This is a genomic window from Glycomyces sp. NPDC050141 (genome assembly GCF_055586545.1).
Genome location: NZ_JBVJHZ010000003.1, coordinates 58561 through 80497 on the forward strand (window position 1 = coordinate 58561; position 21937 = coordinate 80497).

Consider the following 21937-nt stretch of genomic DNA (forward strand, 5'->3'; position numbering starts at 1 on the left):
TTACTCGAAGCTGACGGCTATCTCGTGGTTCTTGTCGCCGGTGATCGGCAGCGAGATGCCCTCCTCGGGCCACTTGACCGGGCCCTTCGGGTGGAAGTTCAGGGTGAACGCGAGCGCGTCGGCGGGCACGTCGTACGTGAGCGTGAACGTCCGCCAGACCGCGTTCGACAGGTCCTCGTCGAAGGATTCCGCGCTGAGGGGCGTCAGCTCGCCGTCAGGGCCCGAGACCTTCAGGGCCTCTTTGGCGTCGATAGCCCATTCGAGGCCGCTCGCGGAGTGGAGCCACCCGAACTCGACGGTGAGCAGCGCCCGGTCGGGCTCGGCGACCCAGCCCGTGCCGGGCTGGAAGACCTCGCGGCTCAGGGAGAACTGGGTCTGGTACTTCCAGTCGTCGAACCAGTACTCGTAGCTGCCCTCGGTCGTGTAGCCGTCGACCGAGCCCTCGACCATCTCGGTGTCGACTGAGGTAGTCCCGGTGTACAGCGCCTGGATGAGGCCTTCGCGGGTGCGTTCGCGCAGGTCCATGGTCTGGGAGCGCTCGACGTCGACCACTTCGAGGCTGATCGGGGCGTCCTTCTTCGCGACGGTGAAGAACACCTCACCGGGGGCGGGCACCTCGCCGTCGAAGTCCCAGGTCTGGTCGCCGATCTTCAGCGTCGCGGCCAGCTCCCCGGCCTCGGCGTTGAACGGCGCGTTCACGCCGGGGTCGGGCGCGAACTGGACGAGCGTGAACTCGTACCCGGGCTCGGGCGAGTACAGGCTGGCGTGCTCGCCGAACAGGTAGTCGAGCTGGAAGCCCTCGGGCAGCGAGTCGAAGGACGCGACGCACTCGACGCGCAGCGCGAAGTGGGCGCCCACGAGCAGGCCCTCGTCGTCGGCGAACCGCGACTCGTCGCCTGCGGGGCACACCGAGACCGGGATCTCGTCGCTGGTGAGCGTGTAGCCGGCGCGCGTGTGGAGCGTGCCGGTGGGCGGGGCGCCGCAGGCGGCGACCGTCAGCACGGAGGCGGCCGCGAGCAGCGGCAGGGCGATCCGTTTGAAGGCAGGGCGATGGGCTGGGGCGATGTCTTTGGGGGACATAGGACAAGCCTAGGGTATGGCCGCCACGTGCGGTGATCCACTGTTGCCCCTGCGCAGACGCTCCGTGAAAGGACCGGATTGTCCGCACTGTATTGCCCGCATAACGGCCCGATCGCCACTGCGCGAGTAAGCCGCGTCACCCCGCCGACCAGTGTCACTGTGGCCCGTCCCGCCGCCGGGGGCACTCGCGGCCCGCCGGTAGGTACGCTTTCCTGGTGTCTGCAGCTCATTCGACCCGTTCCGAGGAATCGCCCGCGCGCGAAGCCGGTAAGTCCGTCGCACTCCTGACGCTCGGCTGCGCCCGCAACGAGACCGACTCCGAGGAGCTGGCCGCCCGCCTCGCCGCCGGTGGCTGGCGTATCAGCGACGACGGCGAGAACGCCGACGTCGTCATGGTCAACACCTGCGGTTTCATCGAGCAGGCCAAGACCGAGTCCATCGACGTCCTCCTCGACGCCTCCTCGACCGGCGCGAAGGTCGTCGCGACCGGCTGCATGGCCGAGCGCTACGGCAAGGAGCTGGCCGAGAGCCTGCCCGAGGCCGACGCCGTGCTCGGCTTCGACCACTACCCGGACATGGCCGCGCGCCTCGACGACATCCTCGCCGGACGCTCGGTCGAGTCCCACCAGCCGTCCGACCGCCGCAAGCTCCTGCCGCTGGCCCCGGCCGCGCGCCAGAGCGCCGCCGCCGTCGTCCCCGGCCACTCGCGCGCCTCCCAGGCCGACGGCGCGGTGCTCGAGGCCGGCGCGCCGCAGCACCTCGCGGTCGTGCGCAAGCGCCTCACGAGCGGCCCCGTCGCGAACCTCAAGCTCGCCTCCGGCTGCGACCGCCGCTGCACGTTCTGCGCGATCCCGTCGTTCCGCGGCTCGTTCGTCTCCCGCACCCCCGAGGAGATCCTCGCCGAGGCCGCCTGGCTCGCCTCCGAAGGCGTCAAGGAGCTCAACCTCGTCTCCGAGAACACGACGTCCTACGGCAAGGACCTCGCCGACTCCCAGGCCCTCGAACACCTGCTGGAGGGCATGGCCGCGATCGACGGCATCGAGTGGATCCGCCTCTCCTACCTCCAGCCCGCCGAGCTGCGCCCGAGCCTCATCGAGGCCATGCACCGCACTGGGAAAGTGGTGCCGTACTTCGACCTGTCCTTCCAGCACTCGTCCGCGAAGGTGCTGCGCCGGATGCGCCGCTTCGGCTCCACCGACAACTTCCTGGCGCTGCTCAAGCAGATCCGCGACGTCGCCCCGCTCGCGGGCGCCCGCACCAACGTCATCGTCGGCTTCCCCGGCGAGACCGAGGAAGACGTGCAGGAGCTCATGGGCTTCCTCGAAGAGGCCCGCCTCGACTCCACTGGCGTGTTCGCCTACTCCGACGAGGACGGCACCGAAGCGGTCGGCCTCGACGGCCACGTGGACGAGGACGTCGTCTCCGAGCGCCACACCCGCGTCTCCATGCTCGTCGACGAACTGGTGAGCCAGCGCGCCGCCGACCGCGTCGGCGAGGTCATGAAGGTCCTCGTCGAGTCGGTGGAGGACGACGGCGTGGACGGTCGCGGCGCCCACCAAGCGCCCGAGGTCGACGGCTCGATCGCGCTGGTCGGCGAGGTCGAGGGCCTGGAGCCCGGCGACTTCGTGACGGCGAAGGTGATCGACTCCAACGGTGTCGACCTCGTGGCGGAGATCGTCGAGGAGGCCTGGTGACCACTCAGGACCAGCCGGTCTCGCCGTGGAACATCGCGAACGTGGTGACGGTGGCCCGGATCTTCCTGGTGCCGGTCTTCGCGGTGTTCGTGGTCCTGTCGGGCATGGAGCACTCGGGTTGGCGGATGGCCGCCTGCGCGCTGTTCGTGTTCATCTCGGCGACGGACTTCGTCGACGGCTGGCTGGCGCGCTCGCGCGGTCTGGTGACCGATTTCGGCAAGCTCGCCGACCCGATCGCCGACAAGGTCCTCATCGGCACTTCGCTGATCCTGCTGAGCTACTACGACCAGCTGGCGTGGTGGGTGACCGTCGTCATCCTCGTGCGCGAGCTGGGGATCACGGCGCTGCGCATGGCGGTGCTGCGGCGCACGGTGATCGCCGCCGACCGGGGCGGGAAGCTCAAGACGGTCCTGCAGATCGCGGCGGTGGCCTGGTACCTGTGGCCGTGGCCGTCCCCGCTCGACGCGGTGGGGCCCTGGTTGATGGGCGGTGCGCTGGTGCTCACGGTGGTGACGGGAATGGATTACCTCTGGAAAGCATTCAAAACGAAGAAGAGCGAGCCGAACGGTACGAGATAGGCTTGCGGAACCCACCTAAGCTCGTTTGAGCTATCGCGGCGCGGAGGAGAGTCCAATGGTCTTGTTGCGGGAACTGCTGGGAGAGACCCTGCGGCGCCGCCGCCGCGCGCAGAAGCGGACGCTGCGGGACGTGTCGAAGCAGGCCAACGTGAGTCTGGGGTACCTCTCCGAGATCGAGCGCGGCCACAAGGAGCCGTCGAGCGAGCTGCTGGCCTCGGTGTGCGGGGCACTTCAGGTGCGCCTCTCCGAGGTGCTGGCAGAGGTCTCGCGTGAAGTTGCGATCCACGAGCGCGGCGAGGAATCGCCGCAGGGCCGCCAGGTCGCGGTGCTGCCTTTGCCTCGCGACAAGGAGGCGCAGGAAGAGGTCGCGCGCAGGCGTCGTGCGCTTTCGGCCGCGCCTGCTTCCATCGCTCAGGTCCGGTCCCGCCACCGTCGTGGCGAGGTGACCGATTCGGTGGTCCGCGCGGCAGCTTGAAATCGACTGATGATGTAGTTTTGGCGATTGAGGCGTCACCCTGTCCCACGCAAGTGGCGCGGATGTCCGACACTAGAGGCATGTCGGCGTTGCAATCACCGGAAGGACCCCGATAATGGCCAATCCGTTCGTCAAGGGCTGGAAATACATGATGGCGCTCTTCGGTGCGAAGATCGATGAGCACGCCGACCCGAAGATCCAGATCCAGCAGGCGATCGAGGAAGCGCAGAAGCAGCACCAGGCGCTGGTGGGGCAGGCGGCTTCTGTGATCGGGAACCAGCGTCAGCTGGAGATGAAGCTCAACCGCTCGATGGCCGAAGTGGAGCGTCTGCAGGCGCAGGCGCGCCAGGCCCTGGTGCTCTCGGACAAGGCCCGTGCCGAGGGCGACGAGCAGAAGGCGCAGCAGTTCGAGTCCACCGCCGAGATTCTGGCGGGCCAGCTGGTCTCCACCGAACAGTCCCTTGAGGACATGAAGGTGATGCACGACCAGGCGCTCACCGCTGCCGACCAGGCCAAGAAGGCCGTCGAGAACAACCAGATGATCCTGCAGCAGAAGCTGCAGGAGCGCACGAAGCTCCTCGGCCAGCTCGAGCAGGCCAAGATGCAGGAGACGATCGCCTCCTCGCTGGAGTCGATGTCGCAGACCGCCGCCCCGGGCAACGTGCCGAACTTCGACGAGATCCGCGACAAGATCGAAGGCCGCTACGCGAGCGCCATGGGCCGCGCCGAGCTCGCCTCGAACTCCGTCGAGGGCCGCCTCCTCGAGGTCAACCGCGCCACGCGCGACATGGCCGGGGCCTCGCGCCTGGACCAGATCCGCGCCTCGCTCGAGGGCGAGCAGCTGTCGGGCGGCAAGGCCAGCCCGGCGATCGAGTCGAAGGAGTCGGTCACCAACGCCCGCCTCGCCGACATTCGCGCGTCCCTCGGCAACGACGAGGGCACGGCCGAGCCCGAGGCCGACAAGACCAAGAGCTGATCCGAAGGGGCCCTACGGTGGACGCGAAGGACCGCAAGCGCGCGCTCAAGCGCCTGCGCTCCCGGTTGTCCGCCGCCAAGTCCTGGACCGCGACCGCGGGAGGCGCTGCCGCCGGCAGCGCCTTCTTCGTGCCCTACGCCGGTCTCGGTGCGCCCGACGGGGTCTGGGTGACGGTCGCGGGGTTCTCGACCGCGATGGCGGTGGTCCGCTGGCTCGACTACCGGCGCCTGGCCCGCGCGATCCCGGCCGAAGAGCGCGCTTCCCTGGAGCTGCACGGCCCCGCGCAGCTGTCGAAGGAGGCGCGCGGCCTGTTCGGTGAGACGGCCGACGCGATCCGGCGCGGGCGCATCCGCGCGCAGTTCCGCCGCAGCCGGGCCCTGCACCCGTACGAGCGGCTGGAGCGGGCCACGGTCGCCGCCGAGCAGATGGCGAAGCGCCTGCAGGGGAACGCCGAGGCGGTCGCGATCCTCGCCGGGGCGTCGAAGGCCGGGCAGGAGCTGTACCGGCTCGCCTTGGGCGTCAAGGACGTCGAAGAGGCCATCGCGATCGCTCCCGACGTGAAGCGCGCCGGTATGGGCGCGAACCTCGACCGGATGGTGGAGCGCCTGGAGACGGGCGTGGCCGCCTACGAGGACATGGTGAGCGCGGCGGGGGAGTGCCTGGCCGGTTCGATCGGGTTGCAGCAGGCGCTGTCGGCGCACTCGGACGAGACGCTGGACCTGCTCACCGACGCGGCCGACCGGTTGCGGGCGGCCGGTGACGCGGCGAGCGAGATCCGCGGGAGCGTCGGCCCGAATCTCACTGGGTGACAAAAGGTTGCATGCGGTGATGAGGTAGACGCGCACCGGAGCGACACGAGGTGAATATGCCTCATTTGATGTAATTTCAGGGTGAAAGCCCTGATGCTGCCGGTGTTGATCGCCGCAACCCTGATCGCCGCCCCTGCGCTGCCAGTCGCCGCGCAGCTCGACGGCCCCGGCGCTGCGAGCCCGACGCCAGCCGACCCCGACCTCGACCCCGGCGAGGTACCGCAAGGTCCGCAAGGGGTCCACCTCAAGGGGTACGAGGGCTTCAAGCTCGCCTGGGAAGCGGACCGCGGCGTCTTCCTCAGCACCCAAAGCGACCACTGGCGCTTCGAACCGGGGGCCGAAGAGTCCCTGGAGAACCAGGGCGCGTTCCGCGTCGTGCACGACGAGACCGGCCTGTGCATGGTCGCGGGCCCGCTCGGCCCCGACGGCGTGAACGCGCCGCTGGAGCTGGCCGACTGCGCCGACGCCGAACCCTGGTCGATCGTGTTCGACGACCGCCCTTCGCATGCCGACTTCCGCTTCGCCACCCCCGAGGGCTACCTGCTCGGACTCGCGCACCCTGCCGAAAAAGAGGAGCATGTGGCCGTGCCCGCCGAAGGCGCCGAGGTCTTCGCGGTGAACGTGCCCGTGAGTCTGCACTCGCAGGAATGGCTGTTCGCGGCGGTGCCGCCGAGCGCCCCGCCGTCGACGCCGCCGAGCGAGACCCCGTCGTCCCCTGAGGCTCCCGAGACCTCCGAGTCGCCGAAGCCGACCCTGCCGACCACCGGCGCCGCCCTCGGCGTCGGGATCGGGGCCGGGGCCGTGGCGCTCGTCGGCGGCGCGGTCCTCGTCCTGTGGTGGCAGCGGCGCCGGGCGCTGCGCGCCGACTGGTGACCGGTTCGAGTCCGGCGCGACACTGCGCCGCGACACACTGAATCCCACGATGCGGGAAATGGTGGTTCGCGCCAGAGCCCGGTGGCATACTACTTTTCGTGACCTTCCAGCTCATGATTAGCTGCGGGCGTTCCGCGGAGCATCGTCGTTAGATGCACCCGCCGAACGCCAGACCTCCTGCCGCCCGCAGGGGGTCTTTTTCGTTCAGGGCAAACGAACGTTCAGGTAGGCCCCGCAGCGGCCGGACCAAAAAAGTAGAAAACTGGAGCACCAAGTGACGCAACCAGACCCGCAAACCGGCAGCGAATCTGCGAGCAGCGGCGGGGACTTCCACGTCTTCGACACCACGCTCCGTGACGGCGCACAGATGGAGGGCCTGCGCTACTCCGTCGCCGACAAGCTCGCCGTCGCCGAACTCCTCGACGAACTCGGCGTCGACTACATCGAGGGCGGCTGGCCCGGCGCGATCCCCTCGGACACGGAGTTCTTCGCCCGCGCGGCCGAGGAGCTGAACTTCAAGCACGCCAAGCTCGTCGCGTTCGGCATGACCCGCCGCGCGCACTCCAGCGCCGCCGAGGACCCGGGCTTCCAGGCCCTCCTCGACTCCCGCGCCCCCGTGCTGTGCCTCGTCGCCAAGTCCGACATGCGCCACGTCGAGCAGGCCCTGAAGACCACCCCCGAAGAGAACCTGGCGATGATCGCCGACTCGGTGCGCACCGGCCGCGAGCACGACCGCCAGGTCTTCATCGACTGCGAGCACTTCTTCGACGGCTTCCGCCACGACCCCGAGTACGCCACCCTCGTCGTCCGCACCGCCCTCGAAGCCGGGGCCGAAGCGGTCGTCCTGTGCGACACCAACGGCGGCAGCATCCCCTCGGACATCACCACCGTCGTCACCGACCTGCGGTCCCGCCTCGAAGCGGTCCTCCCGAAGGAGCGCGTACGCCTGGGCATGCACGCCCAGAACGACACCGGCTGCGCCGTCGCCAACACCCTCGCGGCCGTCCAGGCCGGCGTCATGCACGTCCAGGGCACCGCGAACGGCTACGGCGAGCGCCCCGGCAACGCGAACCTGTTCAGCGTCATCGCGAACCTGGAGACCAAGCTCGGCCTCAAGGTCCTCCCCGAAGGCGGCCTCGAGCAGCTCACCCGCATCTCCCACGCGATCGCCGAGATCGCGAACATGACCCCCGACGAGCACGCCCCGTACACCGGGCACGCCGCGTTCGCGCACAAGGCCGGCATCCACGCCTCCGCGATCAAGGCCGACCCGGCCCTGTACAACCACGTCGACCCCGCGGTCGTCGGCAACGACATGCGCATCCTCGTCACCGAGATGGCCGGACGCGCCTCCGTGGAGCTCAAGGGCCGCGAACTCGGCATCGACCTCTCCGGCGACAAGGCCGCGCTCGACCGGATCACCAAGCGCGTCAAGGAGCTCGAGTCGAAGGGCTGGTCCTTCGAGGCCGCCGACGCGTCCTTCGAGCTGCTCGTGCGCGACGAGGTCGAAGGCGGCCTGCCCCGGCCGTTCAAGCTCGACACGTACCGCGTCATCGTCGACCACGACCCCACCTCCGCCACGGTCGCGGAAGCCACGGTGCGCCTCGACGTGGACGGCGAGCGAGTCATCGCCACCGCGCAGGGCAACGGCCCGGTCAACGCCCTCGACGCGGCCCTGCGCAGCGCCCTGGCCGCCCGGCACCCGCGCCTGGCCGAGCTGACCCTCTCCGACTTCAAGGTCCGCATCCTCGCCGGTTCCAAGGGCACCGACGCGGTCACGCGCGTCCTCATCTCCATGAGCGACGGCGAAGCGGAGTGGACCACGGTCGGCGTGGCCCCCAACCTCATCGAGGCCTCCTGGAACGCCCTCGCCGACGGCCTCGCGTACGGCCTCAACCGGCGCGGCCTCGCCAAGTCCTGACTCCTGCCTACCCGCGCGGCGCCCCATGAACGGCCTGCGCGACACCTGACACGGCCCGGTCCACAAGACCGGTGCCAACGCCCCGGCCGCGCCGATCGTGCGGCGGGCAAGTGAAAAGGGCCCGATCAAGTTGATCGGGCCCTTTTGCTGTGCCGCTCTAGTCGAAGACCGCGAGGCGCTTCTGCTCCTGCGTGCCGCCGCCGAAGGTCGTGAACGCGCCGCCGACCGTGAGGTTCGTGCCCGACGGGTGAGCGGTCGCGTCCCAGGCGCCGACGACGCCGTTCGCGGCCGGGTTCCAGTCCAGGAGCTTCCCGTTCATGTCGACCGCGAGGAGCTTCCCGCGCTGGGCGCGGACCCCGTCGACGCACTGGCCCAGGGGCCCGGCGTGGTTGGTGACGCAGGCCTTGTCGAAGTGGCCGCCGCCGATGACGGAGTCGCCCCACACCTCGACGGTCTGCATGCCGCCGTCGACGGCCTGGTACCAGAGCGTCTCGCCGCTGCGGGTGAACGCCCGGATCTCGCCGCCGCGCCCGTCCAGGGCCGCGAACACGCGGTCCCCGGCGACCTCGACCTCGCGGGTCAGGACGTACACCTTGGACTCGAAGGACGGGTCGGGCGCGCCCGTGGACAGGTTGACCGCGCCGAGCTTGCCGTACTTCTTCTCGCCGCCGATGGTGGCGAACGCGCCCGCGACGTACAGGCGGTCGTGGCCGTACTGGAGGTCGCGGACGGCGCCCTCGGCGACCACCGGCTTGAACCCGGTGACCGGGGCGCCGTTGACGGCGCTGACGGCCGCGAGGGTCGGCTGCGCGAGGCTGCCGACGGACTGGAACGTGCCGCCCAGGTAGACGGTGTTGCCGACCGGTTCGATCGCGTAGACGGTCGCGGAAGGCTTCGGGTTCCAGGTGGTGTCGAGCCTGCCGGTGTCGAGCCAGAAGCGGGCCACGCGCGAGCGGGCGACACCGTCGACGGTGGTGAACTTCCCGGCGATGTACAAGTAGTCGCCGCTGGTCTTGACCTCGTGCACCGATCCGTTGAGGACGGGCGCGAACGGCAGGAGCGCCCCCGTGGCCGAGTTCACGGCCGCGAGGTACGTGCGGTTCGAGAACGTGCCGTCGGTGTTGCGGGCGCGGGTGAAGACCCCGCCCGAGTAGACGATGTCGCCGTCGTAGTCGACCTTGTAGACCTGGTCGTTGAAGGAGGCGGAAGCCTGCGGAAGGTTGGAGTCGATCGCTCCGGCGGGCGCCTGCGCCATGAACAGGGCCCCGAGCAATACGAAGAGTGTGATCAAACGGCGCATACGGCAGTTTTGCACGCGGCGTGCGACTCTTCACGCATTCACGGCGGCGCGTCACGGTGGCGCGCGCCCTGTTCAATGCGGATCGGCGTTTTCCAATGGAGACACCGCGCGGGCTACGCCTGCAGGGCCCGGTTGCGGTGCTTGCCGTCACCGCGCCGCTGGTGCGGCCGTACTAGAGTTGACTTGTGACTTCCTACAAGACCGATCGTGCCCGCGCGGCGGCAATGGCCGCGGATTCGGCCGTGTACGGACGCCGCCGGTTCATGTCCGGCTTCTTCCTCGGCCTCGTCCTGCTCGTGATCCTCGCCTTCGCGTTCGGCTTCGTGCTCGTGGGCGACCTCGGCGAGACCCTCAAGGTCCGCTTCGGCGCGACCGCGATCTCGCTGCTCATCGCCGCGCCGCTGACCTGCGTGCTCGGTTTCTTCATCGGCCTGTTCGGGAAGGTCCGCCGCCTCGGCATGGGCATCGTCGTCGGCGCGCTCGCCGGCGCCGTCCTCATCGGCGGCATCTTCCTGCTCGTCCGCTAGCGCGCAGTGCTCCGCTTCCAGTGATGTGCCCGCGCGGTACTCGATAGTGCGTCGACCCTGCCCCGACCCCGAACTAAGCTGAGGCCGCAAGGTTTCGAACCAGTCTCAGAGAGGGGCCGACTGTGCGGATCGCGCGGATCGCTCAACCCACCGGCATGTCCTTCGCCGTCCTCGAAGGCGAGGGCCCCGGCGCCACCGCCGCCGAGATCGAGGGCCACCCGTTCGCGCAGATCAAGTTCACCGGCCAGCGCTGGGCCCTGGACGACGTGCGGCTGCTCGCCCCGATCCTGCCGTCCAAAGTGGTGTGCGTGGGGCGCAACTACGCCGACCACGCCGCCGAGCTCGGCAACGAGGTCCCCAAGGAGCCGCTGCTCTTCCTCAAGCCCTCCACTTCGGTGATCGGCCCGAGCGAGGCCATCCGGCTCCCGGCCGTGGCCGACCAGGTCGAGCACGAGGCCGAGCTGGCCGTCGTGATCGGCCTGCACGGGGCGCGCGGGCTCGACCGCGAGGCCGCCAAGAGCGCGATCTTCGGGTACACGTGCGCCAACGACGTGACCGCCCGCGACCTCCAGCAGCAGGACGTGCAGTTCACGCGCGCCAAGGGCTTCGACTCGTTCTGCCCGATCGGGCCGTGGATCGAGACGTCCCCCGAGGTCGACATGGCCGACGCGGAGGTCCGCTGCGAGGTCAACGGTGAAGTGCGCCAGCTCGGTTCGACCAAGGACATGGTCTTCGACCCGGCCGCGATCGTCGCCTACGTGTCGCAGGTGATGACGCTGCTGCCGGGCGACGTGGTGCTCACCGGCACGCCCGCCGGGGTGGGCCCGCTCCAGGCAGGCGAGACCGTCTCCGTTTCCATCGCCGGTATCGGCACGCTGTCCAACAAGGTGGTTCCCAGTGAGTAACGCCCACACCCGTCGCCCCGCCCAACCGCCGCAAGCGGCTCTTCCCCGAACCGGAATGGCTTCGCCATCCTCTTCTGTCCGCACCCGCTTCTGCCCCAGCCCGACCGGGACCCCGCACGTGGGCCTGGTGCGCACCTGCCTGTTCTCGTGGGGCTACGCCCGGGCGAAGGGCGGCGAGTTCGTGTTCCGCATCGAGGACACCGATGCGGCCCGCGACACCGAGGAGTCCTACAACCAGCTGCTCGAGGCGCTCTCGTGGCTGGGCATGACCTGGGACGAGGGGCCCGACATCGGCGGGCCGTTCGCGCCCTACCGGCAGTCGCAGCGCCTCGACGTCTACGCGGACGTGATCAAGCGCCTCCTCGACGGCGGCTACGCCTACGAGGCGTTCTCGACGAACGAGGAGGTCGAGGCCCGCCACCGCGCCGCCGGGCGCGACCCGAAGATCGGCTACGACAACTTCGACCGCGACCTCACCGACGAGCAGAAGGCCGCCTTCCGCGCGGAGGGCCGCAACCCCGTCTACCGGATGCGGATGCCCGACGAGGACATCACGTTCCGCGACGCGGTGCGCGGCGAGGTCACGACCCCGGCCGGGACGGTGCCCGACTACGTGATCGCGCGCGGCGACGGCTCGCCGCTGTACACGCTCACCAACCCGGTGGACGACGCGATCATGAAGGTCAACATGGTGACCCGCGGCGAGGACCTGATGCCCTCGACGCCCCGCCAGATCGTCATGTGGCGCGCCCTGGTGGAGCTGGGCATCGCCGACGCCGAGCCCGAGTACGCGCACCTGCCGCTCATCGTGGACGAGCGCGGCAAGAAGATGTCGAAGCGCGACCCGCGCTCGAACCTCCTGCAGTACAAGGAGGCCGGGTACCTGCCGGAGGGCGTGCTCAACTACGTGGCGACCCTCGGCTGGTCGATCTCGGGCGACCGCGACACGTTCACCGTGGCGGAGTTCCTGGAGGCCTTCGACCTGCACGACGTGAAGTCGAACCCGGCGAGGTTCGACGAGAGGAAGTTCGACGCGATCTGCTCGGACCACTTCCGCGCGGTCGACACCGCTGAACTCATCGACATGCTCGTGCCGCGCCTCCAGGCCGCCGGGCTGCTCGGCGCCGAGGTCACGGCGGAGCAGTCGCACGTGCTCGACGTGGCCGTGCCGCTCGTGCAGGAGCGCTGCGCGACGCTCGCGCAGGCCGTGGAGATGCTGCGGTTCCTGTTCTGCGGCACCGAGGTCGAGCTGGACGAGGACAGCGCGAAGAAGACGTTCAAGGACGACGCGGCGCAGGTGCTCGACGCCTCGATCGCGGCCGTCGAGGGCATCGAGTGGACCACCGAGGCGATCGAGGAGGCCCTGAAGGCCGCCCTGGTCGACGGCATGGGCCTCAAGCCCCGCAAGGCCTTCGGCCCGGTGCGGGTGGCGATCAGCGGCAAGACCGTGTCGCCGCCGCTGTACGAGTCGATGGAGCTCCTGGGCAAGGACGTGAGCCTCGCCCGCATGCGCGCGGCCCGCGCGACACTCTAAGCGCTACAGCCACAACGGCCCCGTCCGCAAAGGACGGGGCCGTTCGCGTTTGCGCGCCTCCACTACTGTGCAATGCATGGTACTGTGGATTGCGTGGACAGATCGCAACTGCTCAAGGGCCTCCTCGACATCATCGTCCTGCGCGTCCTCGACCGCCAGGACGGCTACGGGTACGAGATCCTCAACCGGTTGCGCGCGGCGGGCTTCGACGACCTCGGCGACGCCTCGGTCTACGGCACGCTCCGGCGGCTCTACCGCGCGGGCTACCTGTCCACCTACGTGCAGCCCAGCGACTCCGGACCGCACCGCAAGTACTACTCGCTCACCGAACCGGGCCGGAAGTACCTCCGCCAAGCGCGCGAGGCCTGGGAGGACGTGAGCGCCAAGATGCGAGTGCTGTTCGACGCGCCCACGAGAGGCTGACCATGACCGACACCCCCGTGCGGCACGACCAGGTCGCCGCCTACCGCGACTCGGCCGAGCGCCACCTCGCCGACCTGCTCGAGGAGATCCGCCTCGACCTCGTCGCCGGACTGCGCGCCCACCTCGCCGACGTCGCCGCCGAACTGCGGCCCGGCGAGACCCTGGAGCGCCGCCTCGGCAGTCCCGAGGAGTGCGCCGCCGCGGCCCTCGGCTACAGCGCCGCCCTCGAATCCTTCCAGCAGGACTATGCAACGGCCGCGCCGCCGCGACCGGTCTACACAGCATGAGCACCACGCCACCGACAACCGCAGCTTGAACAAGGTCAGCCGAGAAGGGCAGCACCATGACGACCACACCCGACCGGTCCACTGAGATCGCGTCCTACCTGACCGCGGTCGAGCGGCACCTGAACGACCTGCCCACGCACATTCGGCAGGACCTCATGTCCGAACTCGACGCCCACCTCACCGAGGTCGCCGCCGACCTCGAGCCCGGCGCGACGCTCCGCGACCTCCTCGGCAGCCCCGAGGCCTACGCCCGCGAACTGCGCGACACCGCCGAAGTCGACAAGGAGCGCGCCTCGGTCCGCATGCGCCGCAAGCTCTCCGACCTCGCTGCCCCGTCCCTCGCCCGCTTCCGGGGCGCCGCCGACAAGTACGCCGTGAGCACCGGCCACGCCGACGCCGTCGAACTGCGCGAGCGCCTGCGCCCCGGCTGGTGGGTCCTGCGAGGTGCGCTGGTGGCGGCCCTCTTCGTCTACTGGCTGTCTTCCGCGCAATACGACGTCACCGGGTTCTCGGTCTTCGGCTCCGTTCCCGGCCTGCTGCTCATGATCGCGATGCTCCTGGTCTGCGTCTGGGCCTCGATACGCCTGGGCGCCAAGGCGATGGACTGGCGGGGACGCCGCCGCCGCTGGATGATCGCCGGAAGCGTCGCACTCGTCGCGCTGGCCGGATACCAGTTCTCGTGGATGTTCACCGGCGCCATTCCGCAGCGGTACATCCCCGCCGCCACGGAAGAGGCGGGCGGGTACCCGTATGTCAGCGACATCTACGCCTACGACGAGAACGGCAACCTGCTCACCGGCGTGTACCTGTTCGACCAGGACGGCAACCCGCTGTGGATCGGCGACCCGTACTCGTGCGGGATCGCCACCGAGGACCCGTTCGCGACCGAGTCGACGGCGGAGGAGTGGGACGTGTACGAGGAAGAGGTCGAGAGCCCCGACGAGAACCTCGGCTACCAGTACCCGCTCTGCGTCTCGAAGGGCACCGAGGGGACCTTCCCGGCGGAAGGGGCGACGACTCCCGAGGACGAGATGACCACGGTGCCGCCGACCGGGGCCCCGACCTCCGAGGCGACGCCGGGCGGGGAAGCGCCCGCGACCCCCGCCGAGTCGGCCACGCCGGGCGAGACCCCGACGAAGTAGCCGGAGACCGGGAACCGGTCCTGCCGCGAGGCAGGGCCGGTTCCGCCTATTCCGGGCAAGACGGGCAGCTTCACCGTCCTCTATGACATTGATCTCAGTGGACCTCCGTCGGAGAAGGTCTGGCGGGGCGGCCGGTGTCAATGGGCCGTTCGGGGGAGGCTCGGCCCCCGGGTCCCAGGAGGGCCCGGGCACCCGGCGCGATACCGGCGCTATCGGGCGAGACGGGCACTCGATGTGAACGCTCGCAGCGAGCAGTGTGCCGTATTGGTGTGATTACCGAGAGGTACGGTCCCCCGGGTTTCGGCCCCTAGGGTTGCCCCGATGTTTACCCGCATGAAGCCTTCCAGCGCGAAGCACCGCGCCGAGGACCCCCAGCGGCACCCCGCCCGCAAACGGGTCCTCGTGTCCGCCGCCGCCGTGCTCTTCGCCGTCGGCACCGCCAGCAGCGCCAGCGCCGCCATCATCGGCACCGACGACCCGACCGCCGAGGACCTCCTCGCCGCCGAGATCGTCGCCGCCTCCGGCAGCGCCGAGCGCCAGTGGGACCAGGTCGCCCCGATGGAGAGCATCCTCCCCGTCAAGGAGACCCCCGCCGCGGAGACCGAGAAGACCGAGGCCGCCGAGGTCCCCGAGCCCGTGGTCGAGGAGCCCGCCGAAGAGGAGACCACCGAGTCCTCCGGGTCGAGCGTCGAGATCGCCGCCGACTGCTCCGAGTACTCCGGCAACCAGGCCATCGGCTGCACCATGACCCTCGAAGCGGGTTGGGACATGAACGAGGTCGGCTGCCTCATCAGCCTGTGGGACAAGGAGTCCGGCTGGGACGAGACCGCCTACAACTCCGGCTCGGGCGCCTACGGCATCCCGCAGTCCCTCCCCGGCGACAAGATGGCCGCCAACGGCGACGACTGGGAGACCAACCCGGCCACCCAGATCGCCTGGGGCCTCGACTACATCGACGGCCGCTACGGCAGCCCGTGCAGCGCCTGGTCGCACAGCGAGTCCAACGGCTGGTACTAGCCGGAACATAAGCTCGAATCCAAGCGGACCCGGAGTTCGCTGACCCAGAGGCCTCGGCGCACCCGCGCCGGGGCCTCTTACTTCCCCAGGGCCGCTTCGAGCCGGTTGAACAGGAAGAGCAGGCTGCCCTTCAGGTGCTTCTCGTCCTGCGAGCCGTCCCCGGTCAGTGCCGTGATCGCGTACTGCTCCGTGTAGTCGATCCGGGTCCCGCCCGCTTCTGGCACGAGCTCCACGGTCACGAGCGAGACCGTGCGGCGCACGCCGTCGACCTGCAGCTCGTAGCCGAACACGAGGCGCCTCGGTTCCACCAGGTCGAAGAAGTGCGACCGCCACTCCACCAGTTCAGGCGTCCCCGACGGAGCGAACAGCGCCCGTGAGGTCTCGCCGCCGCCCACGCGGAAGTCCAGTTCATGGACCGAGTCCTTGCCGGGAATACGGAACCAGCGGTCCCGTATCTCGAGCTCAGCGAAGGCCGCCCACACGCGCTCCGGGGCTGCGCCGAGCACCCGCGAATGCGTCGCCGTACCGTGAATGACTCTGTCGATGTCGTTGCCCGCCAAGGCTTCAGATCCCATCGGCCAATCCTAGATCCGGTCGGTCGCCGCCGAAGCCGCCCGCACCGAGCGCAGCAGCAGGCGCGGGTCGCCGAGCATCCGCTTCAGGCGCCGCTCCAGGCCCGCGATCGGGGTGAGGTTCTGCGGGGCCCGCGCGTCCTTGTGCGCGGCCGAACCCAGCGGCGGCAGGGCCGCAGCGGTCGCGTCGGCGAGCGCGATCGCGGCCTCTTCGCTCAGCTCGTCGGCGGCTTCGAGCCGCGCGACGCCCGCCCAGCCCCGCGACGACGTGCCCGGCAGCCGCAGGTACCACGTGTAGCGCGGCCAGCCGGACATGAGGTGGAAGACCGGCGTGCGCTGGCCCGGCCGCAGCCGCTCGACGACCGCGTTCAGCTCGCTCGGAAGATAGGAGCGGTGGTGGCTCTTGATGTACCCCACCGAGTGCGGCAGGCGGGTGCGCCCGCGCAGGGGGCCGTCGAGGACGGCGAGCTCGGCGTCGAACGCGACCATCGAGGCCATCTTCGCCTCGAGCTCGGCCATCCTGAGCTGCGCTTCGTTGACGAGTTCACCCGGGTCGGGCGAGTCGACCTTGCAGTACGTGTAGTACCCGAACTCGACGCCCGGGTCCACTGCGGCGAACAGGCCGCGGCCGACCTCGGACTCGCCGACCATCGCGACCTGTCCGTCGAGGTCGCACGCGACCGCTCCGGCGGCCCACGAGACGCACACGCCCGGCCAGCGCTCGCCGTCCTCGAACAGCTCGACGCGGGCGTCGATGCGGCGCACGCCGTCCACGACGACGATGCGGCGCGGCCCGGAGGCGGGCGCGTCGACCGGGCGCCAGTCGGCGGGTTCGAGTTCGACGCCGGCGTTCACGATCGCCTGGTTGGCGCGCGAGGGCGACTCGGGGTTGTCCGCGAAGGACGGGTCCCAGGCGTCGACGGTGATCTGCAAGGCGCACCTGCTTTCCGCAATGGTTGCGGCCCAGCGTACTGCTAGGGCCTGCCCCGCGGATCAGACCGGTCGTTACCCGGCCCGTTTGCCCGCTCGCTGCGTTGTCGGCCCTCCCGATACAACCCCGGTATCGGGAGGGCCTTCCGCCTTGCGAGCGAACAAACGGACTCGGGTACCGCCGCGCCCTGACCCGCGGGGCAGGCCCTGCCGTCGACGCCCCGGCCGTTAGGAGATCTCGGTGACGAGTCCGGTCTCGAGCGAGTAGACGCCGCCGACCACGGTGAGCTCGCCGTCGGCGACGAGTTCGGCGAGGTTCGGGTGCTCCTTGAGCGCCTGGATGGTGAGCAGGACGTTCGCCTTGATCATGGCGTCGACCGGGTCGCCGGACTCGCCCTTGGACGCCTCGTAGGCGGGGCGCAGGGCCTCGACGGTCTCGGGGAGCGCGTACTCGTGCTCTTCGAGCTCGGTGCCCTCCTCGGCGGCGAGGAGCGCTTCGTGGGCGGCGGTGACGGCGCCGCACTTCTGGTGGCCGAGGACGACGAGCAGCGGCGCTTCGAGCGCGGCGGGGCCGTAGGACACGGACTCGGAGACGAGCGGGTCGAAGACGTTCCCGGCGGTGCGGGTGACCATGAGGTCGCCGACGCCGGTGTCGAAGACGAGCTCGGGGCCGACGCGGGAGTCGACGCAGCTGAAGACGGCGGCGCGGGGCTCCTGGCCTTCGGCGAGGGACTCGCGCCATTCGGTGTCGGTGTGGGGGTGGACGGGTGCGCCGTCGGCCCAGCGCTGGTTGCCGTCGAGGAGGGCGTCCCAGATGTCGGCGGCCGAGTCGAGCTCGTGGAGGTCGGGGACCTCGGGGGTCTGCGCGGCGGCGTCCTCGCCGCCGATGCCGCCGCCGTCGGCGCTGCACGCGTCGAGGGCGAAGACGGCGATCGCGCCTGCGCCGAGGGCGCCCGCGCCGGTGAGGAGCTTGCGACGGGTGCCGCGAATGTGCAATGTACTCATGTCGCCATAAGTACTTGAAGGTTCAAGTTTAACGGCGGGTGAATCGAGTTCATGTGGCCCGCGGCATAGCCGGACAATGCACTCTTGTCGGACGCCGTGCACGCGAACGGAACGCGAACAGCGAGCGTGCCGTTGCGGCGTAACGGGGCCAACGGAGTCAACCTACTCCCGCCGCGACGCGGCGGCCAGGATCAGGGCGCGCAGTAGTCCCATAGGTATGTCAAAAAATCGTCAAGAGGCCGTGACCTGCGCTAAGACCAGGTCTTCTCCACATGGGACCCTTTGGCGTCCTTGGTGACGCGGAACCGCACGGGCACCCGCTCTGCGAGATCGGCCACATGCGTGACCAGGCCGACGGTGCGCCCGGCCGACAGCGTCAGGGCTTCGAGGGTCGTCGCGACGGCGTCGAGCGTTTCGGGGTCGAGCGTGCCGAAGCCCTCGTCGAGGATGATCGACTCCAGGCTCGCGCCATGCCGCGACAGGCTCGCAAGCTGATCCGACAAAGCCAGTGCCAGCGACAGCGAGGCCGCGAAGGTCTCGCCGCCCGACAGGCTCCGCGCCGGGCGCGGCATGTCGGCGTCGTGGTGGTCGACCACCCAGAAGTCCTGCTCGCGGTAGACCAGGTCGTACTGGCCGCCGGTGATGCGGTTGAGCATCACGGTCGCGCCCGCCACGAGCTCGTCGAGCGCCTCGCTCAGCAGCCACTCCATGAACTTGCGGGCGTCCAAATGCCTGGCGAGTTCCTTGGCCACCAGCGCTTCTCCCGCGAAGCGCCGCATCTCGGCGTCGAGGTCGATGCGCCGCTTGCGGGCCTCGGTGAGCGCGGCGGCATCGGCGCGCGCTACCTCCACGGCCGTCGCGTGGCGGGCCACGTAGTCGCCGCCGGTCCCGTTCCGTGGCACCTCGACGTTGAACTCGCCCAAGGCGAACCGGAGTTCGCCGCGCAGCGTCTCGGCGCGGCCGTCGAGCCCCGCGAGCTCGGTGCGGGCGGCCTCGCGCTCGGTCCCGGCGCGCTCCAGCGAAGCTGCCGCCCAGTCGACGAGCTGGCCCCAGCTCGCGGCCAGGTCGTCCCCTGCGGCGGGCGGTCCGAGCACGGCGACCTGGTCGCGGGCGTGCTGGAACTCCTTCCAGGCCCGCTGCTGGCGCTCGTCGGCGGTGGCCTTGCGCTTCTCGGCCTCCCGCAGCGCGCGCCGCGCGGCCTTCAATGCCGCGCCGGTGCCTGCGAGCTGCTGCCGGGCGTCCTCGGAGTTCGCGCGCTGCTGCTGCAGCACAGCCGGTTCGGGGACGTTCTCGAGCTTCTTCTTCAGCCGCCGCTCGGCGAGCTGCAGTTCGGTGAGCCGCTCCTCGTAGCTCTCCAGTTTCGTCTGGAGCGCGACCACGGCGGCCTGCGCATCCCGGAACTCCACTGTGGCCGTACGGGAGGCCTCTTCGGCCTGGTGCATCGATTCCGACAGGTCGTGCTCGGGCACGTCCTCGACCGGGCGGTCGCAGACCGGGCACTCGTCGCCCACTTCGAGCCCGGCCCTGAGGGTTCCGGCGAGTTCGGCCATGCGGATCTTGTGGAGCACCGCGTGCTGGATCTCGACCTCTTCCGAGGCGGCCTCTTCGAGCTCCTTGGCCTCGGCGAACTGGTCGCGCAGCTCCTCGGTGAGCTCCAGGCCGGTCTTGAGCTTCGACTCGGTCTCGCCGAGTTCGGCCCAGGCCTTGAGGTCCCGTTCGAGCTTCGCCAGGTCGAGACCGTCCAGTTCAGACCGCAGCCGCTCGTCCTCGGCCTCGGTGGCCTCGACCTCGGCGCCCTTCTCGGCGACGGCGGCCGAAGCGGCGGCGACCTGCGCGGCGATGTCCGCGACCCCGGACGGCTGCTTGATGTACGTGAGCGAGGCGAGGTTCGCCTCCGCCTCGGTGAGCCTGCGCCGGGCCGTCTCGACGGCCGCCGCGAGCCCGTCGAGCGCGTTCGACTTGTCCCGCACCGGCTCCGAGAGCTTCTCCAGGCGCTCGACGCGTTCGGCGGCGTGCCCGATCTGCTCCTCGGTGACCGGCGCGATGCCCGCCAGCTGCGTCTCGTACGCCTGCCGCTTCGCGTCGGCGTCGACGAACCGGGTGCGGGCGCGCTGCTGGATCGCGCGGTAGACGCTGTGGCCGAGCAGGTTCTCCAGGATGTTCCGCCGGTCAGCCGAGGACGCGCGCAGGAACTCCGCGAACTCGCCCTGCGGCAGCAGCACGCACTTGGTGAACTGCTCGAACGGCAGGCCGATGATCCGCTCGGCGGCGGCGTTGACCTCGTTCGGGCTGCCGCCCAAGGCCTTGCCGAGCCCTTCGACCAGCTCGGTGTCCTCGGCCGGGTTCACGCCCTCCGGCAGCTGCTCCAATGCGGCCGTGGTGGTCTTGACCTTGCCGTTGCGGTCGCGCCGCAGAATCCGGGTCGCCACGTAGTGCTGGCCCGCCGCGCCGAACACCAGCCGCACCCGTCCCTCCACAGCGGACGGCGCGAGGGAGTTCTGCGTGGCCGACTTCGGCCAGCGCGGCGTCCTGCCGTACAGCGCGAAGCAGATCGCGTCGAGCACCGTGGACTTGCCCGCGCCGGTGGGCCCGGTGAGCGCGAAGAACTCCGCGTCGGTGAAGTCGAAGGTCTCGCTCCCGGTGTAGGAGCCGAAGCCCTGGAGGTCCAGTCGGACGGGCCGCATCAGGCCTCCTCGGTGACGGTCTGGGTGTCTTCGTAGAGCTCGGCGAACAGCTTCGTGACGGCGGGGTCGTCGTGCTGATGCTCGTGGAGGTACGCGGTGAAGAGGTCGCCGGGGCTGCGCCCGGAGCGCCGCTCGCGCGGTTTCGCGTCCTCGGCGCGCATGACCGGGTCGATGTGGATCTGGACGGCGCGCGGGAAGAGGTCGGCGACCTCGCCGCGCAGGCCGGCGCGGGCGGGCTCGGTGACGAAGACCCGCAGCCATGCCCGTTCGTCCACTTTGGCGCTGGCGAGCTGTTCGAGGGTGCCACGCACGGTCTGCAGCGGCACGGCGGCGGTGAGCGGGACGGTGCGGGTGCGGGCGGGCACGCCGGGCGCGACGTCGACGATCGCGACGCTCGGGGTGTGGTCCTCTTCGCCGAAGTCGACGGCGAGCGGGCCGCCGGAGTAGCGGATCGGGCAGGGCCCCTGGATTGCTTGCGCCTTGTGTAGGTGTCCTAGGGCCACATAGGAAGTGGTGGGCGGGAAGATCGCGGCGGGCACGGCGTAGTCGGCCACGGTGTGGACCTCCCGCTCGCCGCCGCCTACTTTCCCGCCGACGACGGTGAGGTGCCCGGTGAAGAGGTTCACGGTGTCGGCGGTGAAGTCGTGCGTGAGCGCGGAGACGAGGCGGCGCAGGTGGTCGGCGTAGTTCGCCTCGGCCCCGGCCGCGCCGAGCTCGAACAGCTCGGCGGCGCGCACGGCGTGCCGCTGGGCGATGAACGGGAGCGCGGCGCAGCGCCAGCGCTCGCCGCTTTCCGTGGTGCCGGTGACGAGGTGGTCGGAGGCCTTCCCGAGCGACCCGCGCAGGTGGATTCCGGCGGCGTGCGCCCAGTGCCGAAGGGCCTCAAGGGCTTTGCCGTTGTCGTGGTTCCCGGCGATGACGACGACCTCGGCGCCGGTGCCGCGCAGCGCGGACAGCGCCGAGAACAGCAGCCGCTGCGACTCGGCCGAAGGCGAGGCGGTGTCGAAGAGGTCCCCGGCGACGATCACCAGGTCGACCGCCTCTTCCCGCGCCACGTCGACCATCTGCTTGAAGACGGCGCGCTGCTCGTCGAGGCGCGAGCGTCCCTTCATGGTGACGCCGACGTGCCAGTCGGACGTGTGGAGAATCCGCAAGGCCTGCTCCTCTGTGTCCTTGAAAGTCGGTGCGGTGCTGTGGACCCGTGT

Annotated in this window: 21 protein-coding genes; 14 read left to right on the forward strand and 7 right to left on the reverse strand. The window is 70.1% G+C overall.

The window, feature by feature from the left end; all coding sequences use genetic code 11:
- Positions 1-1080, reverse strand: a complete 1080-nt coding sequence (locus ACZ60M_RS02565) for a hypothetical protein (protein WP_465413963.1) — start codon at positions 1078-1080, stop codon at positions 1-3.
- 212 nt (positions 1081-1292) lie between these two features.
- On the opposite strand from ACZ60M_RS02565, the gene rimO reads away from it, so the two are divergent.
- The 7 genes from rimO to cimA all read left to right on the forward strand — a co-directional run bounded on the left by rimO (position 1293) and on the right by cimA (position 8406).
- The gene (gene rimO, locus ACZ60M_RS02570) at positions 1293-2774 is read left to right on the forward strand and encodes a 30S ribosomal protein S12 methylthiotransferase RimO (protein WP_465414207.1); all 1482 of its coding nucleotides are present in this window, start codon (positions 1293-1295) and stop codon (positions 2772-2774) included.
- Complete coding sequence (pgsA, locus tag ACZ60M_RS02575; protein ID WP_465414209.1) at positions 2768-3352, forward strand: CDP-diacylglycerol--glycerol-3-phosphate 3-phosphatidyltransferase; 585 nt, start codon at positions 2768-2770, stop codon at positions 3350-3352. Before rimO ends, pgsA begins: the two co-directional genes overlap by 7 nt.
- A 55-nt stretch (positions 3353-3407) precedes the next feature.
- A complete protein-coding gene (locus tag ACZ60M_RS02580) occupies positions 3408-3827 on the forward strand; it encodes a helix-turn-helix domain-containing protein (protein WP_465413965.1) in 420 nt (139 codons plus the stop codon).
- A 115-nt stretch (positions 3828-3942) separates the two neighbouring features.
- The gene (locus ACZ60M_RS02585; protein ID WP_465413967.1) at positions 3943-4803 is read left to right on the forward strand and encodes a PspA/IM30 family protein; all 861 of its coding nucleotides are present in this window, start codon (positions 3943-3945) and stop codon (positions 4801-4803) included.
- A gap of 17 nt (positions 4804-4820) precedes the next feature.
- Positions 4821-5612: a phage shock envelope stress response protein PspM gene (gene pspM / locus ACZ60M_RS02590; RefSeq protein WP_465413969.1), complete on the forward strand. Its 792-nt coding sequence runs from the start codon at positions 4821-4823 to the stop codon at positions 5610-5612.
- Positions 5613-5693: 81 nt separating this feature from the next.
- On the forward strand, positions 5694-6485 hold the full coding sequence (locus ACZ60M_RS02595) for a hypothetical protein (RefSeq protein ID WP_465413971.1): 792 nt from the start codon (positions 5694-5696) through the stop codon (positions 6483-6485).
- A 274-nt stretch (positions 6486-6759) separates the two neighbouring features.
- Positions 6760-8406, forward strand: a complete 1647-nt coding sequence (gene cimA, locus ACZ60M_RS02600; RefSeq protein WP_465413973.1) for a citramalate synthase — start codon at positions 6760-6762, stop codon at positions 8404-8406.
- Between the two features lie 157 nt (positions 8407-8563).
- Here cimA and ACZ60M_RS02605 read toward each other — a convergent pair whose 3' ends face one another.
- Positions 8564-9679: a hypothetical protein gene (locus tag ACZ60M_RS02605; RefSeq protein ID WP_465413975.1), complete on the reverse strand. Its 1116-nt coding sequence runs from the start codon at positions 9677-9679 to the stop codon at positions 8564-8566.
- A gap of 212 nt (positions 9680-9891) precedes the next feature.
- Here ACZ60M_RS02605 and ACZ60M_RS02610 point away from each other — a divergent pair, with 212 nt between their 5' ends.
- From ACZ60M_RS02610 to ACZ60M_RS02640, 7 genes are all read left to right on the forward strand, one after another.
- Entirely contained in the window at positions 9892-10233 is a 342-nt protein-coding gene (locus ACZ60M_RS02610) for a hypothetical protein (protein WP_465413977.1), read from the forward strand.
- 122 nt (positions 10234-10355) lie between these two features.
- On the forward strand, positions 10356-11138 hold the full coding sequence (locus ACZ60M_RS02615) for a fumarylacetoacetate hydrolase family protein (protein WP_465413979.1): 783 nt from the start codon (positions 10356-10358) through the stop codon (positions 11136-11138).
- Between the two features lie 55 nt (positions 11139-11193).
- A complete protein-coding gene (gene gltX, locus ACZ60M_RS02620) occupies positions 11194-12672 on the forward strand; it encodes a glutamate--tRNA ligase (protein WP_465413981.1) in 1479 nt (492 codons plus the stop codon).
- A 93-nt stretch (positions 12673-12765) separates the two neighbouring features.
- Positions 12766-13095 (forward strand): PadR family transcriptional regulator, encoded by a 330-nt coding sequence (locus tag ACZ60M_RS02625; protein ID WP_465413983.1) that lies wholly within the window; start codon positions 12766-12768, stop codon positions 13093-13095.
- 2 nt (positions 13096-13097) lie between these two features.
- The gene (locus ACZ60M_RS02630; RefSeq protein ID WP_465413985.1) at positions 13098-13382 is read left to right on the forward strand and encodes an HAAS signaling domain-containing protein; all 285 of its coding nucleotides are present in this window, start codon (positions 13098-13100) and stop codon (positions 13380-13382) included.
- Positions 13383-13438: 56 nt separating this feature from the next.
- Positions 13439-14524, forward strand: coding sequence for an HAAS signaling domain-containing protein (locus tag ACZ60M_RS02635; RefSeq protein ID WP_465413987.1), 1086 nt, complete (start codon positions 13439-13441; stop codon positions 14522-14524).
- A gap of 333 nt (positions 14525-14857) precedes the next feature.
- Entirely contained in the window at positions 14858-15541 is a 684-nt protein-coding gene (locus ACZ60M_RS02640) for an aggregation-promoting factor C-terminal-like domain-containing protein (protein WP_465413989.1), read from the forward strand.
- 77 nt (positions 15542-15618) lie between these two features.
- Here ACZ60M_RS02640 and ACZ60M_RS02645 read toward each other — a convergent pair whose 3' ends face one another.
- From ACZ60M_RS02645 to ACZ60M_RS02665, 5 genes are all read right to left on the reverse strand, one after another.
- Positions 15619-16116: an SRPBCC domain-containing protein gene (locus ACZ60M_RS02645; RefSeq protein WP_465413991.1), complete on the reverse strand. Its 498-nt coding sequence runs from the start codon at positions 16114-16116 to the stop codon at positions 15619-15621.
- A gap of 9 nt (positions 16117-16125) precedes the next feature.
- Positions 16126-17046, reverse strand: a complete 921-nt coding sequence (locus tag ACZ60M_RS02650) for a DNA double-strand break repair nuclease NurA (protein WP_465413993.1) — start codon at positions 17044-17046, stop codon at positions 16126-16128.
- Between the two features lie 225 nt (positions 17047-17271).
- On the reverse strand, positions 17272-18048 hold the full coding sequence (locus ACZ60M_RS02655; RefSeq protein WP_465413995.1) for a carbonic anhydrase: 777 nt from the start codon (positions 18046-18048) through the stop codon (positions 17272-17274).
- A gap of 251 nt (positions 18049-18299) precedes the next feature.
- Positions 18300-20732 (reverse strand): AAA family ATPase, encoded by a 2433-nt coding sequence (locus tag ACZ60M_RS02660; protein ID WP_465413997.1) that lies wholly within the window; start codon positions 20730-20732, stop codon positions 18300-18302.
- On the reverse strand, positions 20732-21886 hold the full coding sequence (locus tag ACZ60M_RS02665) for an exonuclease SbcCD subunit D (RefSeq protein WP_465413999.1): 1155 nt from the start codon (positions 21884-21886) through the stop codon (positions 20732-20734). The genes ACZ60M_RS02660 and ACZ60M_RS02665 overlap by 1 nt, the downstream gene beginning before the upstream one ends.
- Between the last annotated feature and the right edge of the window lie 51 nt (positions 21887-21937).